A 22641-nucleotide genomic window follows, 5' to 3' on the forward strand; every position below is an offset into this window, starting at 1 on the left:
CCGCGTCACCAGTGGCACGATGGATTCCGGGTTCGCCGCTGCGCGACGCCCCGGAACGACGCGAGGAGAGAGGTGCGCAGCCGCCCTCACGCCGCCGGCTGAACCTGCTTGTCGCCGGCCATCACGTGGGTCAGCGCGCTCTTGATCGCGGCCTGGCGTGTCGGTGCGCTGATCTGTGCGCCCAGGAGGTCGGTGACGTAGAACACGTCGCGGGCGCGCTCGCCGAAGGTCGCGACATGGGCCGAGGCGATGTTGAGGTTGAGCTTCGAGATCGCGGTGGTCAGCTCGTAGAGCAGGCCGGGCCGGTCCAGGCCGGACATTTCGATCACTGTGTAGCGGTCGGACCATTGGTTGTTGATGGTCACTTCCGGCTCGATCACGAACGGCCGCGCCTTGCCGCGCACGGTGCGCCGCGCCACCACCTCGGGCAGACGCAGCTTGCCTTCCAGAACGTCCTCGATCATCTCGCCGATGCGCGTGGCGCGCCGTCCCTCGTCCTCGTCACGGTCGTATTCCCTGGAGATCGAGATGGTGTCGAGCGCGCGACCGTCGGTCGTGGTGTAGATCTGGGCATCGACGATGTTGGCGCCGGCCGAGGCACAGGCGCCCGCGATGATCGACAGCAGCCAGGGATGGTCGGCGGCGAAGATGGTCAGCTCGGTGACGCCACGCACCTCGTCGAAGCCGACATTGATCGCAAGCTTGTGGCCGGCCTGCTCGCTGGCACGGACGAAGCGCGCATGGCGGATCTTGCGCGGCAGCTCGACCTTGAGCCAATAGGCCGGATAGTGCCGGCCGATATAGGCGTCGAGCTCTTCCGCCGGCCATTCCGCGAAGGCGTTACGGAATTCGGCGTATGCGGCCGTGAGGCGCTTGCCGCGGTCAACCTCCGAGAAGCCGCCCGTCAGCACCGGTTCGGTCTCGTAGTACAGCGAGCGCAAGAGCTGCGCCTTCCAGCCGTTCCACACGCCTGGGCCGACGCCGCGGATGTCCGCGGTGGTCAGGATCGTCAAGAGTTTCATCTGCTCGACCGACTGCACCACCGCGGCGAAATTCTCGATCGTCTTGCGGTCGGAGAGATCGCGCGACTGTGCGACCGTGGACATCGTCAGATGCTCCTCGATCAGCCAGGCCACGAGCTCGGTGTCGGCCGGACTGAAGCCGAGCCGCGGGCAGAGCCGTCGCGCCACCTTGGCGCCGGCGATCGAGTGATCTTCGGGCCGGCCCTTGGCGACGTCGTGCAGCAGCGTCGCAATGTAGATCACGGAGCGATGCTCTGGCCGGATCTTGCGCATCAGGTCGCTCGCCACCGCGAATTCCTCGATGCCGCCGCGTTCGATGTCCTGAAGGAAGCCGACGCAGCGGATCAAATGCTCGTCGACGGTGTAGTGATGATACATGTTGAACTGCATCATCGAGACGATCTTGCCAAAGGCGCGGATGAAATGGCCGAGCACGCCGGTCTCGTTCATCCGCCGCAGCACGATCTCCGCGTTGTCGGACGTCAGGATCTCCATGAACAGCCGGTTGGCCTCGGGATTCTCGCGCATCTGCGCGTTGATCAGGCCGAGCGAGCGCGTCACGTCACGCATCGCGTCCGGATGGAAAGCGAGATTGTTCTTCTGCGCCAGGCGGAAGATGCGGATCAAATTGACCGGATCGTGCTTGAACACGTCGGGCGCCGCGACGTTGATGCGGTTGTTGTCGACGATGAAATCGTCGCTGTCGGGCACCCGCCGCTTCGCCGCGGTGGGGCGCAGCCGCGCCATCATCCGGCTCAGCACCGGCGCGGGCTTGGCCTGCTGGTCCTCGAGCTTGGCGCAGAGGATGGCAGTGAGGTTGCCGACTTCCTTGGCGACCAGGAAGTAGTGCTTCATGAAGCGCTCGACGTCCTGCATGCCGGGATGCGAGGTGTAGCCGAGCCGGACCGCGATCTCGCGCTGAAGGTCGAAGGAGAGGCGCTCTTCGGCGCGGCCGGAGTAAAAGTGAAGATTGCAGCGTACCGACCAGAGGAAGTCGGCGCAGCGGCGGAAGGTGCGGTATTCCTGCGCGTCGAACACGCCGCGGTCGACCAGCTCGTCGGTGTCGCTCACGCGGTAGACGTATTTTGCGATCCAGAACAGCGTGTGCAGGTCGCGGAGCGCACCCTTGCCGTCCTTGACGTTGGGTTCGACCAGATAACGCGATTGGCCGCCGCGGCGATGCCGCTCCTCACGCTCGGCGAGTTTCGCGGTGACGAACTCCGACGCAGTGCCTTGCACGACCTCCTTGTCGAAGCGGGCGACCAGCTCGTCATAGAGCGGCCGGTCGCCGGTAAGGAAGCGCGTCTCCAGGATCGCGGTGCGGATGGTCATGTCGCCGCGCGCCTGCCGGATCGACTCGTCGACCGAGCGGGTGGCGTGACCGACCTTCAGCCCCATGTCCCAAAGACAATAGAGGATGGCCTCGGCGACCTGCTCGCCCCAGGCGGTCTGCTTGTAGGGCAGGATGAAGAGCAGATCGATGTCGGACTCGGGAGCCATCAGGCCGCGGCCGTAGCCGCCGGTTGCCACCACCGCCATGCGCTCGGCACCGCTCGGGATCGGCGAGCGGTAGAGATGGCGCGTTGCCGCCGAATACAGGATGCGGATGATCTCGTCCTGCACGTGGCACAGCCGCTCGGCGCAGCGCCGGCCGTGACGGTCCTTCAGCAGGATCGTCTGTGCCGCGGCGCGCGACGCAATCAGCTCGGCCTTGAGCAGTTGCGCCATGGCCGTGCGGAATGCGTCCTCGCGTCCCTGGTGCTTCTCGGCAAGCGCATCGACCGCGGCGGTGATCCGCGCGGTGTCGAAGCGATCGTCCACCTCGGCCTTGTGCTCAGTCGCGACGCTGTCCATGTCTCACCGGATATAAGAGGCGGCAGGCGCTGTCACCCGCCATTCTCTCGCAATAGTCGTTCCATGCTGGAAACGTGCGGCTTTGGGCAAAGCTGTTCTCAGCCGGCGCGCTTTCGAGAGGCGGATTTTCTCGTTGACCTCTAGATATAACTCATTGAAAAACAATGAAGTTTTGAGGAGGCCGGGCATGACTAAAGTTACACGACGCGTACTTTTGGCGGGAGCGGTCGCTCTTGCCGTGTCCCCCGCGGCGCGAGCGGCGGATCCACTCAAGGAAATCCGTATCGACTGGGCGACCTATAATCCGGTGTCGATGGTCCTGAAGCAGAAGGGGCTCCTGGAAAAGGAGTTCGCCAAGGACGGCATCACCGTCACCTGGGTGCAGTCGGCCGGCTCCAACAAGGCGCTCGAATTCCTCAATGCGGGCTCGATCGATTTCGGCTCGACCGCGGGCTCGGCGGCGCTGGTCGCACGTATCAACGGCAACCCGATCAAGTCGATCTACGTCTATTCGCGTCCCGAATGGACGGCGTTGGTGACATCAAAGGATTCCAAGATCGCCGATGTGGCCGGCCTCAAGGGCAAGCGCGTCGCGGTGACGCGCGGCACCGATCCGCATATTTTCCTGGTGCGCGCGCTGCTTGGCGCAGGTCTCACCGAAAAGGACATCACGCCGGTGCTGCTCCAGCACGCCGACGGCAAGACCGCGCTGATCCGCGGCGACGTCGATGCGTGGGCCGGGCTGGATCCGATGATGGCGCAGGCCGAGGTCGAGGATGGCGCGAAACTGTTCTACCGCAAGGCCGAGGCCAACACTTGGGGCATCCTCAATGTGCGCGAGCAGTTTTTGAAGGACTATCCGGACGCCGCCCGCCGCGTGCTCGCCGTTTACGAAGAGGCGCGCAAATATTCGCTGGCGAATTACGACGAGCTCAAGAAGACCTTCATCGCCGTGACCAAACTGCCGGAGCCTGTCGTCGACAAGCAGCTCAAGGAGCGCACCGAGCTCACTCACAGCCGCATCGGCGCGCCTCAGCGTGAATCGATCCTCGCCGCTGGCCTCGCACTGCAACAGGCCGGCGTCGTCGACGCCAAGGTCGATGTGAAGGCGACGCTGGATGCGTTGATCGACGACCAGGTGCCGTTGCCAACGAATTGAGGGGGCTCTTTCCCTCTCCCCTTGTGGGGGAGGGTGCCTCGCGAAGCGAGGCGGGTGAGGGGTTCTTTCCTCACGATCAGTATTGCGAGCCGAGAGAACCCCTCATCCGGCGCTTCGCGCCACCTTCTCCCGCAAGGGGAGAAGGGAAAAGCAGCGGAGGGCATGGCAAGAGTAGTGTTGCAATCTCGCACAAGACGCGTTTCCTACCGGCCATGATCTCCGACGCGCGAGTCCTGCAACAGACTACGGAACCGGCCGAAAGCGCCGCTGCGCCTTCGTGGTTGTCGCGTTATGGGCGTCCATTGCTGGGTGTGTTGTTGCCGCTTACCCTCGCGCTCGGTTGGGAGTTCCTGGTCTGGCGCGGCTGGTCCAACGGCCGGCTGGTGCCGCCGCCCTCGCGCGTGTTCGCCACCATCGTTGATCTTGCCCGCTCCGGTGAGTTGGTCCGTCACATCGCCGCGACACTGTGGCGCGTCGGTCTCGGCTTTGCGTTCGGCGTGGTCGCGGGCACCTTCCTCGGCGCCATATCCGGCTATTGGTCGCTGGCGCGGAGGCTGCTCGATCCGACCGTGCAGGCGCTGCGCGCAATTCCATCGCTGGCCTGGGTGCCGCTGTTCATCCTCTGGCTCGGCATCTTCGAGACCTCCAAGATTGCGCTGATCGCGGTCGGCGTGTTCTTCCCTGTGTATCTCGGCGTGATGGGCGCGATCCTCATGGTCGATCGCAAGATCGTCGAGGTCGGTCGCACCTTCCGTCTCTCCGGACCTGCCATGATCCGCCGTATCCTGCTGCCTGCGGTGCTGCCGGCCTATGTCGTGTCCTTGCGCGTCGGTCTTGGTCTGGGCTGGATGTTCGTGGTGGCGGCCGAGCTGATCGGCGCGTCCGAAGGGCTCGGCTATCTCCTGCTCGACGGCCAGCAGCTCGGCAAGCCCGCGCAGATCCTCGCCGCCATCGTGATCTTCGCGATCCTCGGCAAGCTCACGGATTGGTTGATCGAGATCGCGGCTGCGCCCTTCCTGCGCTGGCAGGACGCCTTCGGGCGTACGACGGGAGCATAAGGCGATGCTGGCGCTCGACCGGGTCAGCAAGACCTATCCCAACGGCGTGCAGGCGCTGGCGCGTTTTTCCGCCGAGATCAGGCAAGGCGAGATCGTCGCCATCATTGGCGGCTCGGGCTGCGGCAAGTCCACGCTGCTGCGCGCCATTGCGGGCCTCGACCGCGCAAGCTCGGGCACGGTGACGCTGGACAACGAGGCGATCGCCGCGCCGCATGCCAAGATCGGCATCATCTTCCAGGAGCCGCGGCTGCTGCCCTGGCTCAGCGTCGCCGACAATATCGGCTTTGGTCTTGCCGATGAGCCTGCGACCGAGCGGCGCGAGAAGGTGGCGCGTGCGCTCGATCGCGTCGGGCTCGCCGAGAAGGCGCAGGCCTGGCCGCGCGAGCTCTCGGGCGGGCAGGCACAGCGCGTCGCGATCGCCCGCGCCCTGGTGCCGCAGCCCGAGGTGCTCTTGCTCGACGAGCCGTTCTCGGCGCTCGATGCCTTCACCCGCAGGGACCTCCAGGATCATCTGCTCGATCTCTGGGCCGACACGCGGCCGACGCTCATCCTCGTCACGCATGACGTCGACGAGGCCGTGGTGCTGGCCGACCGCGTGCTGGTGATGCGGCCGCGGCCGGGCCGGCTGTTCGACCAGATCGAGATCAATCTCGGCCGGCCACGCGACCGCAGTGCGCCGCTGTTCGAGAATTTCAAGCGAAGTGTGCTGACGTCACTCGACCGCTCGCTCGACCGCAACGTGCCCGACCGTGACGCAACCCAGGGTCCCGGTCAGGCCATGTGGTGGTGACAATTTCTCTCTGAGCCGGTACATCGCAAGCCGGTACTTCGTAGAGACGATTTTTCCGGGAGAGAACAATATGGACGCCGCAGAACTGCGCCAGATGCAGGCCCCGATCAAGGAGCGCTACAAGACCGATCCCAAGACCGCGATGATCACGCTGAAGGCCAAGGGCTCGACCGACAGCGAAGGCATCGCCTGCAAGGTCGAGACCGGCCGCGCCATCGCAATGGCCGGCCTGCATCCCGCAACCGGCGGCTCCGGCCTCGAGCTCTGCTCCGGCGACATGCTGCTCGAGGCGCTGGTCGCCTGCGCCGGCGTCACGCTGAAATCGGTCGCGACCGCGATCGAGGTGCCCTTGAAGACCGGCAACGTCTACGCTGAGGGCGATCTCGATTTCCGCGGCACGCTCGGCGTCGACAAGGAGACCCCGGTCGGCTTCGCCGAGATCCGTCTGCGCTTCGAGGTCGACACTGATGCGCCGCAAGACAAGCTCGACCTGCTGCTCAAGCTGACCGAACGCTATTGCGTGGTCTATCAGACCATCAAGAACGGCCCGAAGGTTTCGGTCTCGATGCAGCGGATGTAGCGAGCGAAGGCCGCTCGCCCCACAATTAGTGTCGTCTCGGCGAAGCCCGGGACGACAAAGAAAAAAATGTCCCCCGAGCTCCACTTCATCCTAATCCTCGTTCTGCGCATGATGGTCGCGGCGGCGTTCGTCGTGACGGCGTCGATCATCACCGAGCGCTCAGGGCCGGTGATCGGAGCGCTGGTCGCGACCTTGCCGGTCTCGGCCGGACCATCCTACGTCTTCCTCGCGCTCGACCACGATGCCGCCTTCATCGCGCAGGGCGCACTGTCGAGCTTGCCGGTCAATGCAGCGACGATCTTCATGTGCGTTACCTATGTGGTGCTGGCACAGCGGCGCAGCCTTCTGGTGAGTTGCGGAAGCGCGGTCGCAGTCTGGATCGTGTTCGCATCGATCATCAAGCAGTTCGACTGGTCGCTCACCGCCGGGCTCGCCGCCAATCTGATCGCGTTCGGCATCTGCATTCCGCTGCTCGCGGGCTATCGCCACGCGAAGATGCCGCTGGTGACGCGGCGCTGGTATGACGTGCCGATGCGGGCTGCGCTGGTCGCGACCCTGGTCGCGATCGTCGTCTCGACCTCGGGCTGGGTCGGTCCCCGGATCAGCGGCATCATCGCGCTGTACCCGGTGGTGTTCTCCAGCATCATGGTGATCCTGCATCCCCGCATCGGCGGCCCTCCGACTGCTGCCGTGCTCGCCAACTCCGCCTGGGGCCTGCTCGGATTCGGCATGGCGATCGCCACAATGCACGTGGCGGTGGAATGGTTCGGTTCGGCCATCGGTCTTGGGCTTGCACTCGCCACATGCATCGTTTGGAACCTTACGCTATGGGGGATCGGGCGCAGTACGTTGCACAAGGCGCGGCAAGCACCGTGACACTACGGACATGCGGCACGGCGTCGCCGGATTCTTCCGTAGCAAACTCGCCATGACCGATCACGAGACGCTTTCCTTCAAACCCCTGAAGGACCAAGGCCATTTCAATTCAGCGCGGACCGAGCAGCGTGTAAGGCGTGCCGTCGTACAGCTTTAGGCTGCTTTGTCGGCCATCGCCTTTCCCAGAATTCGTTAGCACTTTATTCGAGTCTTATAGGTATTCAATCATCTTGCGTACCCGCCTCGGTCTTCGCAACGCGAGTTTACCGGCGGAATTTTCGATTGGAATTCGGTGCGTGTGCCGCGCCGTCACGTCCCCTGATCCCGTCACGCAATTTCATGATTTTGGAGATTCACTGATGTTTGGTCGCAAGTCCCGCAACGACGCGGACGCTCAGCTCGCAGCCATCGGGCGCTCGCAGGCCATGATCGAGTTTGCCATGGACGGCACGATCCTTCACGCCAACGAAAATTTCTTGAATGCCCTCGGCTATTCCCTCGACGAAATCAAGGGGAAGAAGCACGCCATGTTCATGCCGGCCGATCAGCGCGATAGCGCCGAGTACAAGGCGTTCTGGGCCGCATTGAACCGCGGCGAGTATCAGGCAAGCGAGTTCAAGCGGATCGCGAAGGGCGGCCGTGAGATCTGGATCGAAGCATCCTACAATCCGGTGCTCGACGGCGACGGCAAGACGGTGATGGTCGCCAAGATTGCGACCGAAATCACCGAGAAGAAGATCCGGAGCATGACGGACGCTTCGAAGATCGCTGCTGTGGGCCGCGCCCAGGCCGTGATCGAGTTCAAGCTCGACGGCACCATCGTCACCGCGAACGAGAATTTCTGCAAGGCGCTCGGCTATTCGCTTGCCGAGATCCAGGGCAAGCATCACAGCCTGTTCGTGACCCAGGCCGAGCGCGACGGCGCGGCCTATCGCGAGTTCTGGGCCAAGCTAAACCGCGGCGAATACCAGGCTGGCGAGTTCAAGCGCATCGGCAAGGGCGGCCGCGAGGTTTGGATTCTAGCCTCCTACAATCCGCTACTCGATGAGAACGGCAAGCCCTTCGGCGTCGCCAAGTTCGCGACCGACGTCACGGCGGAGAAGCTGAAGACCGCCGATCTCGCCGGTCAGATCGCGGCGATCGAAAAGGCGCAGGCGGTGATCGAGTTCAACATGGACGGCACGATCATCACCGCGAACGCCAACTTCCTCGGCGCGCTCGGCTATTCGCTGGCGGAGATCAAGGGCAAGCACCACAGCATGTTCGTCGAGCCGTCGGAGCGCGATGGCAATGGCTATCGCGAGTTCTGGGCCGCGCTCAACCGCGGTCAGTACCAGGCGGCCGAATACAAGCGCATCGGCAAGGGCGGCAAGGAGGTCTACATCCAGGCCTCCTACAACCCGATCATGGATCTCAACGGCAACCCGTTCAAGGTCGTGAAATATGCGACCGACGTCACGAAACAGGTGCTGGTCCGCATGGGCAACGAGCGCGTCCGCGGCATGATGGAATCGGTCGCCGCGGGTTCGGAGGAACTGAACGCCTCAGTGCGGGAGATTTCCGAGGCCATGACCAAATCGCGCGAGACCGCGATGAGCGCGGTGGAGCAGGTCGCTTCCGCTGATGCCCAGGCCCAGCGCCTCACTGAAGCGGCGCTGGCGATGAGCGGGATCGTCGAGCTCATCAACAACATCACCGGGCAGATCAATCTCCTTGCACTTAACGCCACCATCGAATCCGCCCGCGCCGGCGAAGCCGGTCGGGGCTTTGCAGTGGTGGCCTCGGAGGTCAAGAGCCTCGCTAACCAAGCCAAGCAGGCCACTGACAAGATCGGCGCTGAGATCGGTAGCCTCAACGGTATCTCCGGAGACGTCGTCACCGCCCTGGCTTCGATCAAGACGGCTATCAGCAACGTCAGCGAATATGTGACGTCGACGGCCGCGGCAATCGAAGAGCAGAGCACCGTGACCAACGAGATGTCGACCAGCATGCAGCGCGCCGCAGCGGAAGCAGCGGCGATTTCGGCGAGGGCATAGCCAGCGCTCGGAACGGGGGTGGGTTAGCGGAGCGTTTAGTTTCTGCGGTGACGGAAGTGGTGGGTTACGCCTTCGGCTAACCCACCCCACGGCACCTCATGCCTTCGGCAGCTTGGCCTTCAAAGCATACAGCGCGTCCAGTGCTTCGCGCGGCGACATCTCGTCCGGATGCAGCGCCTTCACCGCGTCCATCAGCAGTTCGGCTTCGCTCGGCGGGGCGGCTTCTGCGGCGGCGCGCGAGGGCACCGCGAACAGCGGCAGATCGTCGGCCAGCGCGCGCGCCGTCTGACCGCGGTCCTGGGCTTCCAGCTTCGCCAGCACCGATTTCGCGCGCGTGATCACGGCCGGTGGCAGGCCAGCGAGCTTGGCGACCTGAATGCCGTAAGAGCGATCGGCCGAACCCGGCAACACCTCGTGCAGGAACACGACGTTGCCCTGCCATTCCTTCACCCGCACGGTCGCGTTGAACATCCGCGGCAGTTTTGCGGAGAGCGCGGTCAGTTCGTGATAATGCGTCGCGAACAGCGTGCGGCAACGATTGCTCTCGTGCAGATGCTCGATCGCGGCCCAGGCGATCGAGAGGCCGTCGAAGGTCGCAGTGCCGCGGCCGATTTCATCGAGGATCACGAGCGCGCGCTCGCCGGCCTGGTTCAGGATCGCGGCGGTCTCGACCATCTCGACCATGAAGGTGGAACGGCCGCGGGCGAGATCGTCGGCGGCGCCGACACGTGAGAACAGGCGGTCGATGATGCCGATCCGCGCGCGTGTCGCCGGCACGAAGCTGCCGATCTGGGCGAGCAACGCAATCAGCGCGTTCTGGCGCAGGAAGGTCGATTTACCGGCCATGTTCGGACCGGTCAGCAACCAGAGCTGGCCGGACTTTTGCGCAGGGCCCGGCGAGAGATCGCAGGCATTGGCGATGAACGGCTCGCCATTGCGCTTCAAGGCCTGCTCGACCACCGGATGGCGACCCGCCTCGATGGCAAAGCCGAGAGACGCGTCCACCTCGGGCCGCACATAGTTCTCGTCGATCGCCAGCTTGGCCAGCGACGTCGCGACGTCGAGCAGCGCAAAGGCGTGAGCGGCGGCGCGCAGCTCCTCGCTGATTGCCAGAGCCTTGGCGCAGAGCCGCTCGAAAATTTCGAGCTCGAGTCCGAGTGCGCGGTCGCCGGCATTGGCGATCTTGGCTTCGATCTCTCCCAGTTCCGAGGTGGTAAAGCGGACCTGGCCGGCCAGCGTCTGGCGGTGGATGAAGGTTGCGTTCAGCGGCGCCGACATCAGTTTGTCGCCGTGCTGCGCGGTGACCTCGACGAAATAGCCGAGCACGTTGTTGTGCCGGATTTTGAGACCCTTCACACCCGTGTTGTCGGCGTAGCGCGCCTGCATCGAGGCCACCACCAGGCGTGAGGCGTCGCGGAGGTTTCGCGTTTCGTCCAGCGCGGGCTCATAGCCTTGGCGAACGAACCCGCCGTCGCGCTTGATCAGCGGCAGTTGATCGTCGAGCGCCCTGGCGAATTCCGCCGCGAGCTCGCGCGATGGCCTTTGCAGCGCCGCCATCACCACGGCGATCTCCTGCGGCGGCTGGTCGAGTTCGTCAAGCCGCGTCAGCACCTGGTCGGCGGCGATGATGCCGTCGCGCAGGCCGGCGAGGTCGCGCGGCCCGCCGCGGCCGACGGATATACGGGCCAGCGCTCGCGACATGTCGGGGGCGCCGCGCAGGATGCTGCGAATGTCCTCGCGCGCGGCCGAGTCAGCAACGAAGCTGCCGACGGCATCGAGCCGCCGCGCAATCGCCGCCGCATCGGTCAGCGGCGCGGCAAGCCGCTGCGCCAGCAGGCGCGAGCCGGCCGAGGTCACCGTGCAGTCGATCGCATCGAGCAGCGAGCCGCGGCGTTCTCCGGCCAAGGTCCGCGTCAGTTCGAGATTGGCACGGGTGGCGGGATCGATCGCCATGGTTGCGCCCGAGGCTTCGCGCGCGGGCGGCGACAGCGGCGGATGTTTGCCGACCTGGGTGCGGTCGACATAGGTGACGGCGGCGGCGGCGGCAGTGGCTTCCAGCCGCGTCAGCTGGGACAGTCCGTCCATGGTCGCGACGGCAAAATAGTCGCATAGCCGCTTCTCGGCGGTGGCGCCGTCGAAGACGTCGCGGGTCAGCGGCGTCACCGCCGGCAGCTCGCGCAGAGTCTGTCCAAGCTCGCTGTCGTTATAGAGCGCGTCGGTGACGATCACCTCGTTCGGATTGATGCGCGCCAGAGTGGCGGCGAGTTCGCCGCCCGAACATTCCGTCACCGTGAATTCGGCGGTCGAGATGTCGATCCAGGCGAGGCCAAAGCGGTCACCGCCCGCCGATGAGCGCGCGCGCGCGAGCGCCAGCAGGTAATTGTTGGCGCGCGCGTCGAGCAGCGTGTCCTCGGTCAGCGTGCCCGGCGTGACCAGGCGCACCACGCCGCGGCGCACGACACTCTTGTTGCCGCGCGCCTTGGCGGCGGCGGGATCCTCGGTCTGCTCGCACACCGCGACCCGGTGCCCGGCGACGATCAGCCGGTGCAGATAATCCTCGGAGCGCTCGACCGGCACGCCGCACATCGGGATATCGGCGCCTTGATGCTTGCCACGCTTGGTCAGGACGATGCCGAGTGTCCTGGAGGCGATCTCTGCGTCCTCGAAGAACAGCTCGTAAAAGTCGCCCATCCGGTAGAACAGCAAGAGGCCCTGATGCGCCGCCTTGATTTCAAGGTACTGTTCCATCATCGGCGTGACGCGCGCGGCGGCTTCCGCCTGCGGCGCGGGCGTATCTTCGGGGGGCGGTACAGGGATCGGCTGTTGCATTGTCATGAGAGCGTTTTCAAGTGAAGTGGGCACCGGTTCGCGTGAAGAAAACGCGTCAGAACAAGAGTCTTGGAGTGCGGTATTGACCGCGCTCCAAGCGGCGCAACCTACAAAATTTCGCCCCGCGCTCCTATCGCTTTGGCCGGGAAGGGGAGGTTTTCCACGTTGTCCGCACCGCGGCATGCGCAACTCGCGTGCGCACCCCCAGGAACACGCGCGTATCGGTCAATTGACCTCCCGCGGGCACCCTCCTAAAACTCCGCCGACATTGAAGAATTTAGGCCGGATCGCGGCATTCAGGGAGAACAACGATGCGTGACGTCTTTATCTGCGATGCCGTGCGGACCCCGATCGGCCGTTTTGGCGGCTCGCTCGCCAAGGTGCGTGCCGACGACCTTGCGGCGGCCCCGATCAAGGCTCTGATGGCCAAGCACCCCAATCTCGATTGGGCACAGGTTGACGAGGTCTTCTTCGGCTGTGCCAACCAGGCCGGCGAGGACAACCGCAACGTTGCACGCATGGCGCTCCTGCTTGCGGGCCTGCCGGATTCGGTTCCAGGCCAGACCCTGAACCGGCTCTGTGCCTCCGGTCTCGATGCGGTCGGTGCCGCCGGCCGCGCCATCCGCTCCGGCGAGATCGAGCTTGCGATTGCCGGCGGCGTCGAATCCATGACGCGCGCGCCCTTCGTGATGGGCAAGGCGCAGGAAGCGTTCTCGCGCTCGGCTGAGATCTTCGACACCACGATCGGCTGGCGCTTCATCAATCCGCTGCTGAAGGCGCAGTATGGCGTCGACGCGATGCCCGAGACCGGCGAGAACGTCGCCGAGGAATTCCAGGTCTCGCGCGCCGATCAGGACGCCTTCGCGATCCGCTCGCAGCAGCGCGCGGGCGCCGCGATTGCGGCCGGCTATTTCGCCGAGGAGATCATCCCGATCACCATTCCCGGCGGCAAGGCCGGCCCTGTTACAGTCGACAAGGACGAGCATCCGCGTCCCGAGACCACGCTCGAAGCCCTGACCAAGCTCAGGCCAATCGTGCGCAATCCCGGCACGGTGACCGCCGGCAACGCCTCCGGCGTCAATGACGGCGCCGCCGCGATGATCCTGGCGTCCGAGGCTGCCGTGAAGAAGCACGGCCTGACACCCCGCGCGCGCATCCTCGGCCTCGCCTCGGCCGGCGTGCCGCCGCGCATCATGGGCATCGGCCCGGTGCCGGCCACCCGCAAGCTGATGGAGCGTCTCGGCAAGAAGATCAGCGATTTCGACCTGATCGAGCTCAACGAAGCCTTCGCCTCGCAGGGTATCGCCTGCATGCGCCAGCTCGGCGTTGCCGACGATGCCGATTTCGTCAATCCGCATGGCGGCGCGATCGCACTCGGTCATCCCCTCGGCATGAGCGGCGCGCGCCTCGCGCTCACCGCCGTACACGGCATGGAGAAGCGCGGCGGCAAGCTGGCGCTCGCCACCATGTGCGTCGGCGTCGGCCAGGGCGTGGCTGTCGCGATCGAGAAGCTGAATTGACGAGACGCGCAGCGTGCCGTCATCCCGGGGCGGGGCATTTGCACCGAACCCGGGATCTCGAGATTCCGGGTTCAGCCCTCGGGCTGCCCCGGAACGACAGGGAGAAAACCGTGCCATGATCATCGCGAGCGAGCAGGACGTCACGGCCGCGGCATTGGCGGTGATGGAGCGGACGTCAGATCCGCGGCTGCGCCAGATCATGGTCTCTCTGGTCAAGCACCTGCATGCCTTCGTCCGCGACGTTCGCCTGACGGAGAAAGAGTTTCGCGACGCCACGGCTGTCATCGCCGAGCTCGGCAAGCTCTCGACCGACACGCATAACGAGGTCGTGCTGATGGCAGGCTCGCTCGGCGTCTCGCCGCTGGTGTGCCTGCTGAACAACGGCGACCAGGGCAACACGGAAACCGACCAGTCGCTGCTCGGACCGTTCTGGCGATTGAACTCGCCGCGGGTGGAAAATGGGGGATCGATCGTCCGCTCCGAGACGCCGGGCGCGCCGCTGTTCGTCAACGGCCGCGTCGTGGACAAGGACGGCCGTCCCGTCGCCGGCGCCGAGGTCGATGTCTGGCACGCATCGCCCGTGGGTCTCTATGAAAACCAGGACCCCGAGCAGGCCGACATGAACCTGCGCGGCAAGTTTACGACCGACCACGACGGAGCCTTCTCTTTCCGCTCCGTGATGATGGTCGGCTATCCCATTCCGACCGACGGCGTGGTCGGCCGCCTTCTGGAGGCGCAAGGCCGGCATCCCTATCGTCCCGCGCACCTGCATGCGTTGATCTTCAAGCCCGGATTCAAGGTGCTGATCTCGCAGGTCTACGACCCCGCCGATCCGCATATCGACAGCGACGTGCAGTTCGGCGTGACCAAGGCGCTGATCGGCAAGTTCCTGCGCCATGACACGCCACATCCGAGCGAGCGCGACGTCGCGACGCCGTGGTATTCGCTCGACCATGTCTACCGGCTCGAAGCCGGCGAGGCCGTCCTGCCGCGTCCGCCGATCAAATAGGGCTCAAAGCCGCTTCCCCCAATTAGTTATATCCTATAATGATTGGCGGAAGCGTTGACCGGTCGGAAAAAGGCCGGGGAGGAGTTCGCCAATGACATTGATCTATCCCGTCGACAGCAACACGGCGCATCCGCTGCCGCTGTCGCCCGAGTACAAGAGCTCGATCAAGCGCGCGCCGAACAAGCCCTTGATCCCGATGCGCCATACGCTGTCGGAGCTGACCGGCCCGGTCTACGGCCATGAGACCGTGCGCGAGGGCGACAGCGACCTCACCACCCAACACACCGGCGAGCCGCTCGGCGAACGCATCATCGTGCACGGCCATGTGCGCGACGAGGACGGCCGGGGCGTGCCGAACTCGCTGGTCGAGATCTGGCAGGCCAATTCCTGCGGCCGTTACGTTCACGTCCGCGACCAGCATCCGGCGCCGCTCGATCCGAACTTTACGGGCGCGGGCCGCACTGTCAGCGATGCTGCGGGCTATTACCGCTTCGTCACCATCAAGCCCGGCGCCTATCCGTGGGGCAACCATCATAACGCCTGGCGTCCCGCCCACATCCATCTCTCGGTGTTCGGCCATTCCTTTGTCACGCGCCTCGTGACGCAGATGTACTTCCCGGCCGATCCGCTATTCCCGTTCGATCCGATCTTCAATTCGGTGCCGGACGAAAAGGCGCGGGCGCGGATGGTGTCATCGTTCGATCTCGAGAACACCCAGCCCGAATGGGCGCTGTGCTACCGCTTTGATGTCGTGCTGCGCGGCAAGAACGCCACCCCTATGGAGAACCATTAAGTGCAGGACAATGGGATCACGCCGTCGCAGACCGTCGGCCCGTTCTTCAAATACGGCCTGACGCCGACCGGCGAGTACGCCTGGAATGACGCGTTTACCAACTCGACGCTAACGCCCGACGTCACCGGCGAGCGTGTCCGCATCGAGGGCCGCGTGTTCGACGGCGATGGCGTCGCCGTGCCCGATGCCATGCTGGAGATCTGGCAGGCCGATGCGCAGGGGCGCTTCGCCGATCCGCAGGACAAACGCGCGCTGCCGAATGCGAGCTTCCGTGGCTTTGCCCGCTGCGGCACCGACAAGGACGGCAATTATTCCTTTGAAACCATCAAGCCGGGCGCGGTGCCCGATCCCGACGGCAAGCCGCAGGCACCGCATATCCTGCTTGCGGTGTTCGGCCGCGGCATGCTGCGGCATCTCTATACCCGCATCTATTTCAGCGACGAGGCCGGCAATGCCGCCGATCCCGTGCTGGCGGTGGTGCCGGCCGACCGCCGCGCCACGCTGACGGCCGTGCGCGAGGCCGGCAAGCCGGTGTACCGTCTCGACCTGCGGCTCCAGGGCGACAACGAAACGGTGTTTTTCGACGTGTGACCCCAGCGTCGTCCCGGTCAGGCGGAGCGCCGATCCGGGACGACAGCGGAGGACGGGCCTGATTTCGCTGCCCGAAACCGTTCACCTGACGCCGTTTCCCGTATTTTTTCGGAGCTCGCGCGATGCAATTTCTGCGCGAAGCAATCCCGTGTTTACCGTAATCCTCTAGGGTCCGTGGGATTCGGCGCGGCCCCATTGGATTATTCCATGAAAATTCGCCTTTCGCTTTCTTCCGCAATCATTGCTTTCGGCGTCGTTCTGGCGATCGGTTTCACCGCCGTGGTCTCCACCAGCCTTTACGCCTTGAAAGAGCTAAAGGTCGGCGGTCCGCTCTATTCCGACATCAAGCTGGGCAATGACCTCATCGCCGACATTCTGCCGCCGCCGGAATATGTGATCGAGGCCTATCTCGAGGCCACGCTCGCCATGCGCGAGCCCGACCAGCTCGCGGCCCATGGCGAACGCCTGGTCCAGCTCCGCAAGGACTACGACGAGCGCAAGGCATTCTGGGTCACCTCCAGCCTCTCGGCCGACCTGAAGACGGCCCTGGTGTCGAAATCCGACGCCGAGGTGCAGAAGTTCTGGAAGCTGTTGTCCGACCAGCTCCTCCCCGCCCTCAAGTCCAAGGACACGGCCGGCTCCGAGCGCGCCTACGCGCAGCTCAAGGTGCCTACACCGCGCACCGCGCCGTCATCGACAGCATCGTCGAGAGCGCCAACAAGCAGAATGCCGACATGGAGAAGCTGGCCGCGGACCGCGACAGCTCCATGCTTTATATCCTCCTCGGCGTCTCCGCCGCCGTCCTCGCCTTCATTGCGGTGGGCCTGCTCGGCGTCGCCCTCGGCGTGGTGCGCCCGATCGTGCGCATGACCAGCGCGATGCAAAAGCTCGCGACCGGCGATCTCGCCGCTGACATTCCTTTCGCGCACCGGCAGGACGAGGTCGGCTCGATGGCGGGCGCGCTCCTGGTGTTCAAGCAGTCCGCGGTCGAGAATTCCCGCCTGCGCGAGGAGCAGTTGCAGAAGGAGCATGAGGCGGCGCTCGCCAAGCGCGGGGCCCTGCACCAGATGGCCGAAACCGTCGAGCGCGAGACCGGCCGCTCGGTCGACACCGCGAGCGCGGCGACGCAAGGCGTGGAGCGTGCCGCCTCCAGTCTGTCCGAGATCGCAAGGTCGCTCTCGACGCAGTCGCAGGCGGTCGCAGCCGCCTCGACCCAGGCCCTCGGCAGCTCGCAGACCGTCTCGGCCGCAGCTGAAGAACTCAGTGCTTCGATCCGCGAGATCGCAACACAGGTCGCGCGGACCAGCACGGTGACAAAATCGGCGGTCGCCGGTCGGGAACAGGCGCGCTCGACCATCCAGACGCTGGCCGGATCGGTGAAGAAGATCGCCGAGGTCTCCGACCTCATCGGCGGCATCGCCGGCCAGACCAATCTGCTGGCACTCAACGCCACGATCGAGGCGGCGCGCGCCGGCGAGGCCGGCCGTGGCTTCGCGGTGGTCGCCGCCGAAGTGAAATCCCTCTCCGACCAGACCGCCAAATCCACCGAAGAGATCGCGCGGCTGATTGCCGAGATCCAGGCCTCGACCCAGGCTGCGGTCAACGCCGTCGAAACCATGGGAGGCCACATCGTCGAGATCGACGGCGTCGCCACCTCGGTTGCCGCCGCGATGGAAGAGCAGGACGCGGCGACGCGAGAGATCACGCGGTCGATCTCCGAATCGGCTTCCGCGGCCAAGGAGGTCTCGGCCAAGATCGGTGATGTCAGCCGCGACGCCGCCTCCGTGAACGAGCGCGCCGCGGAGGTCAGGCAGGCGATCGCCGGCATGGCGGCCAATCTCGAACAGCTCCGGTCGGTTGTCGTCAGGACCGTGCGCGACTCGACCGCTGCGGCTTGAGCCGGGCGCGACGTCGTTCGCTGGCGCCTGCGGCCGTGATCGTGCAGTATGACGCGGGACAGGGGCATCGTGGTTATGACAACTCCACAATTGCCGGCGGTCGTTGAGCCCGCCCAACTGACAGCTGCGCTGCGCAGGAGTGGCGTACTGGACGCTGGCGCAGTGCGCGAAGTGAAGGTGCTGCATCAGTACCCGGCGATGGTGTCGCAGGTCATCCGCCTTGGGCTGCGCTATGTCGGGGAATCCGCCGGGGCACCGCACTCCGTCATTCTCAAGATGCCGCATCCGACCTACGCCAAGGCGTTGGCCAATTCCGGTCGGCAGGAAGTGGCTTTCTACACTCATCTTGCGCCGAATATGCCGTCGCAGGTCGTGCCGCGCTGCTACGATGGCCATTTCGACGAGGAGAGCCAGGACTGGCATCTGCTACTCGAGGATCTCACCGACAGCCATGAGATCGCGGCGGCTTGGCCGCTGCCGCCTTCGCGCGATCGGGCAACGGCGATTGTCACCGCACTCGCGCGCTGGCACGCTACGTGGTGGGATCATGCCAGCCTTGGTGAGGCTGTCGGCTCCTGGTCAAGCGTCGACGAAAGCGTGAGGCAGATGGAGACCTTCGCCGGCCATTACGACCGCTTCGCCGATCTGCTCGGCGACCGCCTCGGCGAAGAGCGCCGCATCCTCTACCGGCGCTTCATCGACCAGTCGAGCCACTTGCTCCAGCGCTACCATTCGCACCGCAACGTGACCGTCGTCCACGGTGACGCGCATTGCTGGAATTTCCTGGTGCCGCGCGCCGGCGTCGCCGATAGTGTACGCATTTTTGATTTCGACCGGTGGCGCATCGGCGTGCCTACGAGCGATCTCGCCTACATGATGGCGACCCAATGGTATCCGGAACGCCGGCAGGCACTCGAACGGGCGCTGCTCAACCGCTACTATGAGACGCTGATCGCGTACGGTTTGGCCGGCTACACACGCGGCGCGCTGGACCAAGACTATCGCTGGTCGGTGCTCTGGCACATCACGAAGCCGGTTTGGCAATGGAGCGTCAACACCCCGGAGGTCGTCTGGTGGAATAATCTGGAGCGGGTGATGATGGCGGTCGAGGATTTGGGTTGCGAGGAATTGTTGTAACTGCTCACGCGATAAACCGGTGTCATCCTGGCGAAAGCCAGGACCCATTACCCCAGGGAAAGGTTGTGGCGCGAGGCTGGTAACCACGACTTACCACCAAACTCCTCCCTGGGGTAATGGGTCCTGGATCTGCGCTGCGCTTGTCCAGGACGACGGCGGAAGTTGTGACCCACGTTACTCCATCACCGCGTGTTCCGGCCCGGCCGCCTGCTTGCGCAGGGTAGCCTTGGTCGAGCCGATCAGCAGGGCGAGCGGAATGGTGCAGAGGATGAAGAACATCACCAGCTGGTAGTCGTGCGCGAAGGCGATGATCTGGGCCTGCACGCTGACCATGCGATCGGCCATGGCGCGGCCGGCGTCGGTTGAGAGATTGATCATGCCGCTGACGCTGGGCATCTGGAGCGCGTGGTTGAATGGATTGATATGCTCGGACAGGATCGCGTAGGTCCGCCGCGTGCCCTGCGTCAGCTGGGCGATGACGACGGAAATGCCCACCGAGCTCGCGACGTTGCGCATCAGGGTCAGCATCGCGGTGCCGTCGGTGCGTAGCTCATTCGACAAGGTCAGGAACGCCACCGTCGATAACGGCACGAAGACAAGGCCGAAGCCGAAGCCCTGGATGACGCTGACGGTCACGATCTCCGGCACCTGGGTCAAATCGGTCCAGCCGGTCATCTGGAACAGCGAGCCGGCGGTCAGCGTCAGGCCCGTGATGATCAGCGTACGGGCCTCGACATAACGCATCATGCGGCCGACCAGCATCATGGCGAAGAAGGTGCCGAAGCCGCGGCTCGCCAGCAGCAGGCCCGCGGTGATGATGGGATAGCCGATCACGTTCTGCATATAGGGCGAGGCCAGCGCCATGGTCGAGAACAGCACGAGCCCCATCACGACCATGAACATGCAGCCGGTGACGAAGTTGCGATCCCTGAAGAGCGCGAAGCGGATGAACGGCGTCGAGGTCGTGAAGGAGTGTGCGATGAAGAAGTAGAAGGCGACGGCCGAGACGATGAACTCCGCAAGGATCTCACCCGATTCGAGCCAGCCCAATTGCTCGCCGCGGTCGAGCGCGAGCTGAAGCGAGCCGATCGCGACCGCCAGCGCCGCGAAGCCGAACCAGTCGAACTTGAGGCTGAGATCCTTCCGGGTCTCGTCCATGAAGATGATCAACCCGATCACGGTGATGGCGCCGAACGGCAGATTGACGAAGAACACCCAATGCCAGGAATAAGTTTCGGTCAGCCAGGCGCCGAGCGATGGGCCCATGATCGGCCCCATCATCACGCCCATGCCCCAGATCGACATCGCCTTGGCGCGTTCCTGGAGCGTGTAATAGTCGAGCATCACCGATTGCGACAACGGCACCAGGGCCGCGCCGAAAACGCCCTGCAGCAGGCGGAACAGCACCATCTGGTTGATGTCCTGCGCAAGCCCGCACAGCACCGATGCCATGGTGAAGCCGGCCGAGCAGATGATGAAGATGCGCTTGCGGCCGAAGCGGTTGGCGATCCAGCCCACCGGTGCCGTCATGATCGCGGCGGCGACGATGTAGGAGGTCAGCACCCAGTTGATCTGGTCCTGCGAGGCCGACAGCGTGCCTTGCATGTAGGGCAGGGCGACGTTGGCGATGGTAGTGTCCAGCGCCTGCATGATGGTTGCCGTCATGGCGCAGATCGTCACCATGTTCCGGCGCAGGCCGGGAACCATCAAATGGGCATTGGGGCCGGACATCGGATCAGTCCCTGTCTCAGTCTTTGTCCGAATCTTTGTCTTGGCTCGCGGTCGCCGACAGGCCGAGCAGGCTGGCGAGCGAGCGCCGGTGGCCGGTGTCGATGGTGGCGTAGACGCTCATGCCGGCTTTCAGCTTGCGCACGGATTTGTCGGTCTCGTCGAAATAGATGCGGATCGGCACCCGCTGCACCACCTTGACGAAATTGCCGCTGGCGTTCTGCGGCGGCAGGATCGCGAATTGCGCGCCGGTGCCGGGCGAGAGCGAGCCGATCTTGCCCTTGAAGATATGGTTCGGAAACGCGTCGACCTCGAGCGTGACCGGCTGTCCTTCGGTGACGTAGGTGAGGTCGCTCTCCTTCGGATTGGCGTCGACCCAGGGATGGGCGACGTCGATGATGGAGAACACCGGCGTGCCGGCGGCGACGTAGCGGCCGAGCTGGATCTGCTCGACCTGTGTTGCCACGCCATCCATCGGCGCGCGCAGCACGGTGTGGTCGAGGTTGCGCTGGGCCTCGTCCAGCTTGGCTTTTGCCTGCGCGTAGGCGGGGAATTGCTCCAGCGGCAACTCGGGATTGCCGAGCAATTGCGTCCTGGCATTGGAGAGTTGCTGCTTGATATATTGCGCCTGCGCGCCGGCGGTCACCAGTGCATTCGACGCGTTGTCGAGATCCAGCTGCGAGCCGTAATTGTTCTTCACCAGCGATTGCTTGCGCTCGACGTCACGCTGCTTCAGGTCCATGCCCTGCTGGGCGAGATTGAGCATGTCGCCGTAGATCTTGATGTTGGCAACGAGGTTGTCATAGGTGATGCGGGCTTGGGCGAGTTGCGCCTTGGCTTCTTCCAGCGCGTGACGGAACGGAGCGGGGTCGATCTCGAACAGCTCGTCGCCGTGCTTGACGATCTGGCCTTCCTTGACGACGACCTTCTGGATTTTGCCGGAGATATCGGGCGTCACCAGCACCTTTTGCGCGCCGACATAGGCATCGTCGGTGCCGACATAACGGCCGCCATTGAGATAGAAGGTGAAGCCGGCAACCGCGACGACGACCGGCAGCACGACCAGAAGCAGCACGCGGCGATAGCGGCGCAGGCCCGCCACCAGGCGGCGGCGCGGATTGGTGCCGGCTTTCTTGGTGGGCTTGCCGCCGTCGATTTTCTGCTCGGGCTGAAACTTGAGAACCTGATCAGCCATAGCGCTGCTCCTTAAGCGCTTGTTCCGCTCCGCTGGTCTGGATCGCGGACCGCACGTTTTCCTTGATTGTTTCGAGTTGGGTGAGGAGGCGATGGGCGTCCGCCGGCGTGATGCCGTCGAGCGCGTTGGCCGTGAGCTCGGACTTCAGCTCGCTCATCCGCCCGAGCAACTGCCGCCCGGCCTTCTTCAGGTACAGCCGCTTGACGCGGCGATCCGAAGGATCGTTCCGTCGCTCGATCCAGTCGCTGCCACAGAGCTTGTCGATCAGGCGCGTCAGCGTGATCGGCTGCACCTCGAGAAGCTCGGCGAGTTCCGACTGCTTCATGCCTTCGCTGCGCTCGACCTTGGCGAGCACCGCCCATTGCGCGCGGGTGATGCCGAAGCGCGAGGCTTCCTTGTCGGCATAAACCCGGAGCAGGCGATAGACCTCGGCGAGTGTAAACAGGAAATTCTGGTCCACGGGCCCTGGGCTCATGAGCTTGGTCTCCAATAAGCTTGGAATATAATAAGCAAGCTTATGATTATTTCATGGCGGGTTTGCGGGACACTGTCCCGCAGGGCGAGCA

Annotated in this window: 16 protein-coding genes and 1 pseudogene; 12 read left to right on the plus strand and 5 right to left on the minus strand. The window is 64.6% G+C overall.

Going from position 1 to position 22641, the window contains the following annotated elements:
* Positions 1–86: 86 nt before the first annotated feature.
* Entirely contained in the window at positions 87–2876 is a 2790-nt protein-coding gene (locus tag ABIB91_RS22320) for a [protein-PII] uridylyltransferase (protein WP_219679794.1), read from the minus strand.
* A gap of 187 nt (positions 2877–3063) precedes the next feature.
* Between ABIB91_RS22320 and ABIB91_RS22325 the strand changes: the two genes are divergently transcribed.
* The 6 genes from ABIB91_RS22325 to ABIB91_RS22350 all read left to right on the plus strand — a co-directional run bounded on the left by ABIB91_RS22325 (position 3064) and on the right by ABIB91_RS22350 (position 9375).
* On the plus strand, positions 3064–4035 hold the full coding sequence (locus ABIB91_RS22325) for an aliphatic sulfonate ABC transporter substrate-binding protein (protein ID WP_354166391.1): 972 nt from the start codon (positions 3064–3066) through the stop codon (positions 4033–4035).
* Between the two features lie 212 nt (positions 4036–4247).
* Complete coding sequence (locus ABIB91_RS22330; protein WP_354166398.1) at positions 4248–5093, plus strand: ABC transporter permease; 846 nt, start codon at positions 4248–4250, stop codon at positions 5091–5093.
* 4 nt (positions 5094–5097) lie between these two features.
* A complete protein-coding gene (locus ABIB91_RS22335) occupies positions 5098–5883 on the plus strand; it encodes an ABC transporter ATP-binding protein (protein WP_354166405.1) in 786 nt (261 codons plus the stop codon).
* Positions 5884–5953: 70 nt separating this feature from the next.
* Positions 5954–6463, plus strand: coding sequence for an OsmC family protein (locus ABIB91_RS22340; RefSeq protein ID WP_212303282.1), 510 nt, complete (start codon positions 5954–5956; stop codon positions 6461–6463).
* A 66-nt stretch (positions 6464–6529) separates the two neighbouring features.
* The gene (locus tag ABIB91_RS22345; RefSeq protein WP_219679785.1) at positions 6530–7339 is read left to right on the plus strand and encodes a hypothetical protein; all 810 of its coding nucleotides are present in this window, start codon (positions 6530–6532) and stop codon (positions 7337–7339) included.
* Between the two features lie 359 nt (positions 7340–7698).
* On the plus strand, positions 7699–9375 hold the full coding sequence (locus ABIB91_RS22350; RefSeq protein ID WP_354166420.1) for a methyl-accepting chemotaxis protein: 1677 nt from the start codon (positions 7699–7701) through the stop codon (positions 9373–9375).
* 96 nt (positions 9376–9471) lie between these two features.
* On the opposite strand, the gene mutS is transcribed toward ABIB91_RS22350, so the two are convergent.
* Positions 9472–12210, minus strand: coding sequence for a DNA mismatch repair protein MutS (gene mutS, locus ABIB91_RS22355; RefSeq protein ID WP_354166427.1), 2739 nt, complete (start codon positions 12208–12210; stop codon positions 9472–9474).
* Positions 12211–12515: 305 nt separating this feature from the next.
* Between mutS and pcaF the strand changes: the two genes are divergently transcribed.
* The 6 genes and pseudogenes from pcaF to ABIB91_RS22385 all read left to right on the plus strand — a co-directional run bounded on the left by pcaF (position 12516) and on the right by ABIB91_RS22385 (position 19152).
* Positions 12516–13724 (plus strand): 3-oxoadipyl-CoA thiolase, encoded by a 1209-nt coding sequence (gene pcaF, locus ABIB91_RS22360; protein WP_007598148.1) that lies wholly within the window; start codon positions 12516–12518, stop codon positions 13722–13724.
* A gap of 115 nt (positions 13725–13839) precedes the next feature.
* Complete coding sequence (locus ABIB91_RS22365; RefSeq protein WP_007598146.1) at positions 13840–14733, plus strand: dioxygenase family protein; 894 nt, start codon at positions 13840–13842, stop codon at positions 14731–14733.
* Between the two features lie 91 nt (positions 14734–14824).
* Positions 14825–15526, plus strand: a complete 702-nt coding sequence (gene pcaH / locus ABIB91_RS22370) for a protocatechuate 3,4-dioxygenase subunit beta (RefSeq protein WP_007598144.1) — start codon at positions 14825–14827, stop codon at positions 15524–15526.
* Complete coding sequence (gene pcaG, locus ABIB91_RS22375; RefSeq protein WP_007598143.1) at positions 15527–16117, plus strand: protocatechuate 3,4-dioxygenase subunit alpha; 591 nt, start codon at positions 15527–15529, stop codon at positions 16115–16117. It begins immediately after the preceding gene.
* A gap of 207 nt (positions 16118–16324) precedes the next feature.
* Positions 16325–18015 (plus strand): annotated as a pseudogene (locus ABIB91_RS22380) (methyl-accepting chemotaxis protein).
* Between the two features lie 48 nt (positions 18016–18063).
* On the plus strand, positions 18064–19152 hold the full coding sequence (locus ABIB91_RS22385; RefSeq protein ID WP_354166452.1) for a phosphotransferase: 1089 nt from the start codon (positions 18064–18066) through the stop codon (positions 19150–19152).
* A gap of 174 nt (positions 19153–19326) precedes the next feature.
* Here the strand turns inward: ABIB91_RS22385 and ABIB91_RS22390 are convergent, their stop codons facing one another.
* Genes ABIB91_RS22390 through ABIB91_RS22400 form a run of 3 tightly spaced genes read right to left on the minus strand, consistent with a single transcriptional unit; the run spans position 19327 to position 22550 of the window.
* Positions 19327–20883 carry an MDR family MFS transporter gene (locus ABIB91_RS22390; protein ID WP_007598138.1) on the minus strand — a complete coding sequence of 519 codons (1557 nt, stop codon included), beginning with the start codon at positions 20881–20883 and terminating at the stop codon, positions 19327–19329.
* A 16-nt stretch (positions 20884–20899) separates the two neighbouring features.
* Positions 20900–22075 carry an HlyD family secretion protein gene (locus tag ABIB91_RS22395; RefSeq protein ID WP_354166463.1) on the minus strand — a complete coding sequence of 392 codons (1176 nt, stop codon included), beginning with the start codon at positions 22073–22075 and terminating at the stop codon, positions 20900–20902.
* The gene (locus ABIB91_RS22400; protein ID WP_354166472.1) at positions 22068–22550 is read right to left on the minus strand and encodes a MarR family winged helix-turn-helix transcriptional regulator; all 483 of its coding nucleotides are present in this window, start codon (positions 22548–22550) and stop codon (positions 22068–22070) included. Before ABIB91_RS22400 ends, ABIB91_RS22395 begins: the two co-directional genes overlap by 8 nt.
* Positions 22551–22641 lie beyond the last annotated feature (91 nt).

This window comes from Bradyrhizobium sp. JR4.3 (assembly GCF_040547695.1).
Taxonomy (GTDB): Bacteria; Pseudomonadota; Alphaproteobacteria; order Rhizobiales; family Xanthobacteraceae; genus Bradyrhizobium; species Bradyrhizobium canariense.

Coding starts and splice junctions, on each gene's coding strand:
- ABIB91_RS22320 (WP_219679794.1), bottom strand. CDS start 2,876: ATGGACAGCGTCGCGACTGAGCACAAGGCCGAGGTGGACGATCGCTTC.
- ABIB91_RS22325 (WP_354166391.1), top strand. CDS start 3,064: ATGACTAAAGTTACACGACGCGTACTTTTGGCGGGAGCGGTCGCTCTT.
- ABIB91_RS22330 (WP_354166398.1), top strand. CDS start 4,248: ATGATCTCCGACGCGCGAGTCCTGCAACAGACTACGGAACCGGCCGAA.
- ABIB91_RS22335 (WP_354166405.1), top strand. CDS start 5,098: ATGCTGGCGCTCGACCGGGTCAGCAAGACCTATCCCAACGGCGTGCAG.
- ABIB91_RS22340 (WP_212303282.1), top strand. CDS start 5,954: ATGGACGCCGCAGAACTGCGCCAGATGCAGGCCCCGATCAAGGAGCGC.
- ABIB91_RS22345 (WP_219679785.1), top strand. CDS start 6,530: ATGTCCCCCGAGCTCCACTTCATCCTAATCCTCGTTCTGCGCATGATG.
- ABIB91_RS22350 (WP_354166420.1), top strand. CDS start 7,699: ATGTTTGGTCGCAAGTCCCGCAACGACGCGGACGCTCAGCTCGCAGCC.
- mutS (WP_354166427.1), bottom strand. CDS start 12,210: ATGACAATGCAACAGCCGATCCCTGTACCGCCCCCCGAAGATACGCCC.
- pcaF (WP_007598148.1), top strand. CDS start 12,516: ATGCGTGACGTCTTTATCTGCGATGCCGTGCGGACCCCGATCGGCCGT.
- ABIB91_RS22365 (WP_007598146.1), top strand. CDS start 13,840: ATGATCATCGCGAGCGAGCAGGACGTCACGGCCGCGGCATTGGCGGTG.
- pcaH (WP_007598144.1), top strand. CDS start 14,825: ATGACATTGATCTATCCCGTCGACAGCAACACGGCGCATCCGCTGCCG.
- ABIB91_RS22385 (WP_354166452.1), top strand. CDS start 18,064: ATGACGCGGGACAGGGGCATCGTGGTTATGACAACTCCACAATTGCCG.
- ABIB91_RS22390 (WP_007598138.1), bottom strand. CDS start 20,883: ATGTCCGGCCCCAATGCCCATTTGATGGTTCCCGGCCTGCGCCGGAAC.
- ABIB91_RS22395 (WP_354166463.1), bottom strand. CDS start 22,075: ATGGCTGATCAGGTTCTCAAGTTTCAGCCCGAGCAGAAAATCGACGGC.
- ABIB91_RS22400 (WP_354166472.1), bottom strand. CDS start 22,550: ATGAGCCCAGGGCCCGTGGACCAGAATTTCCTGTTTACACTCGCCGAG.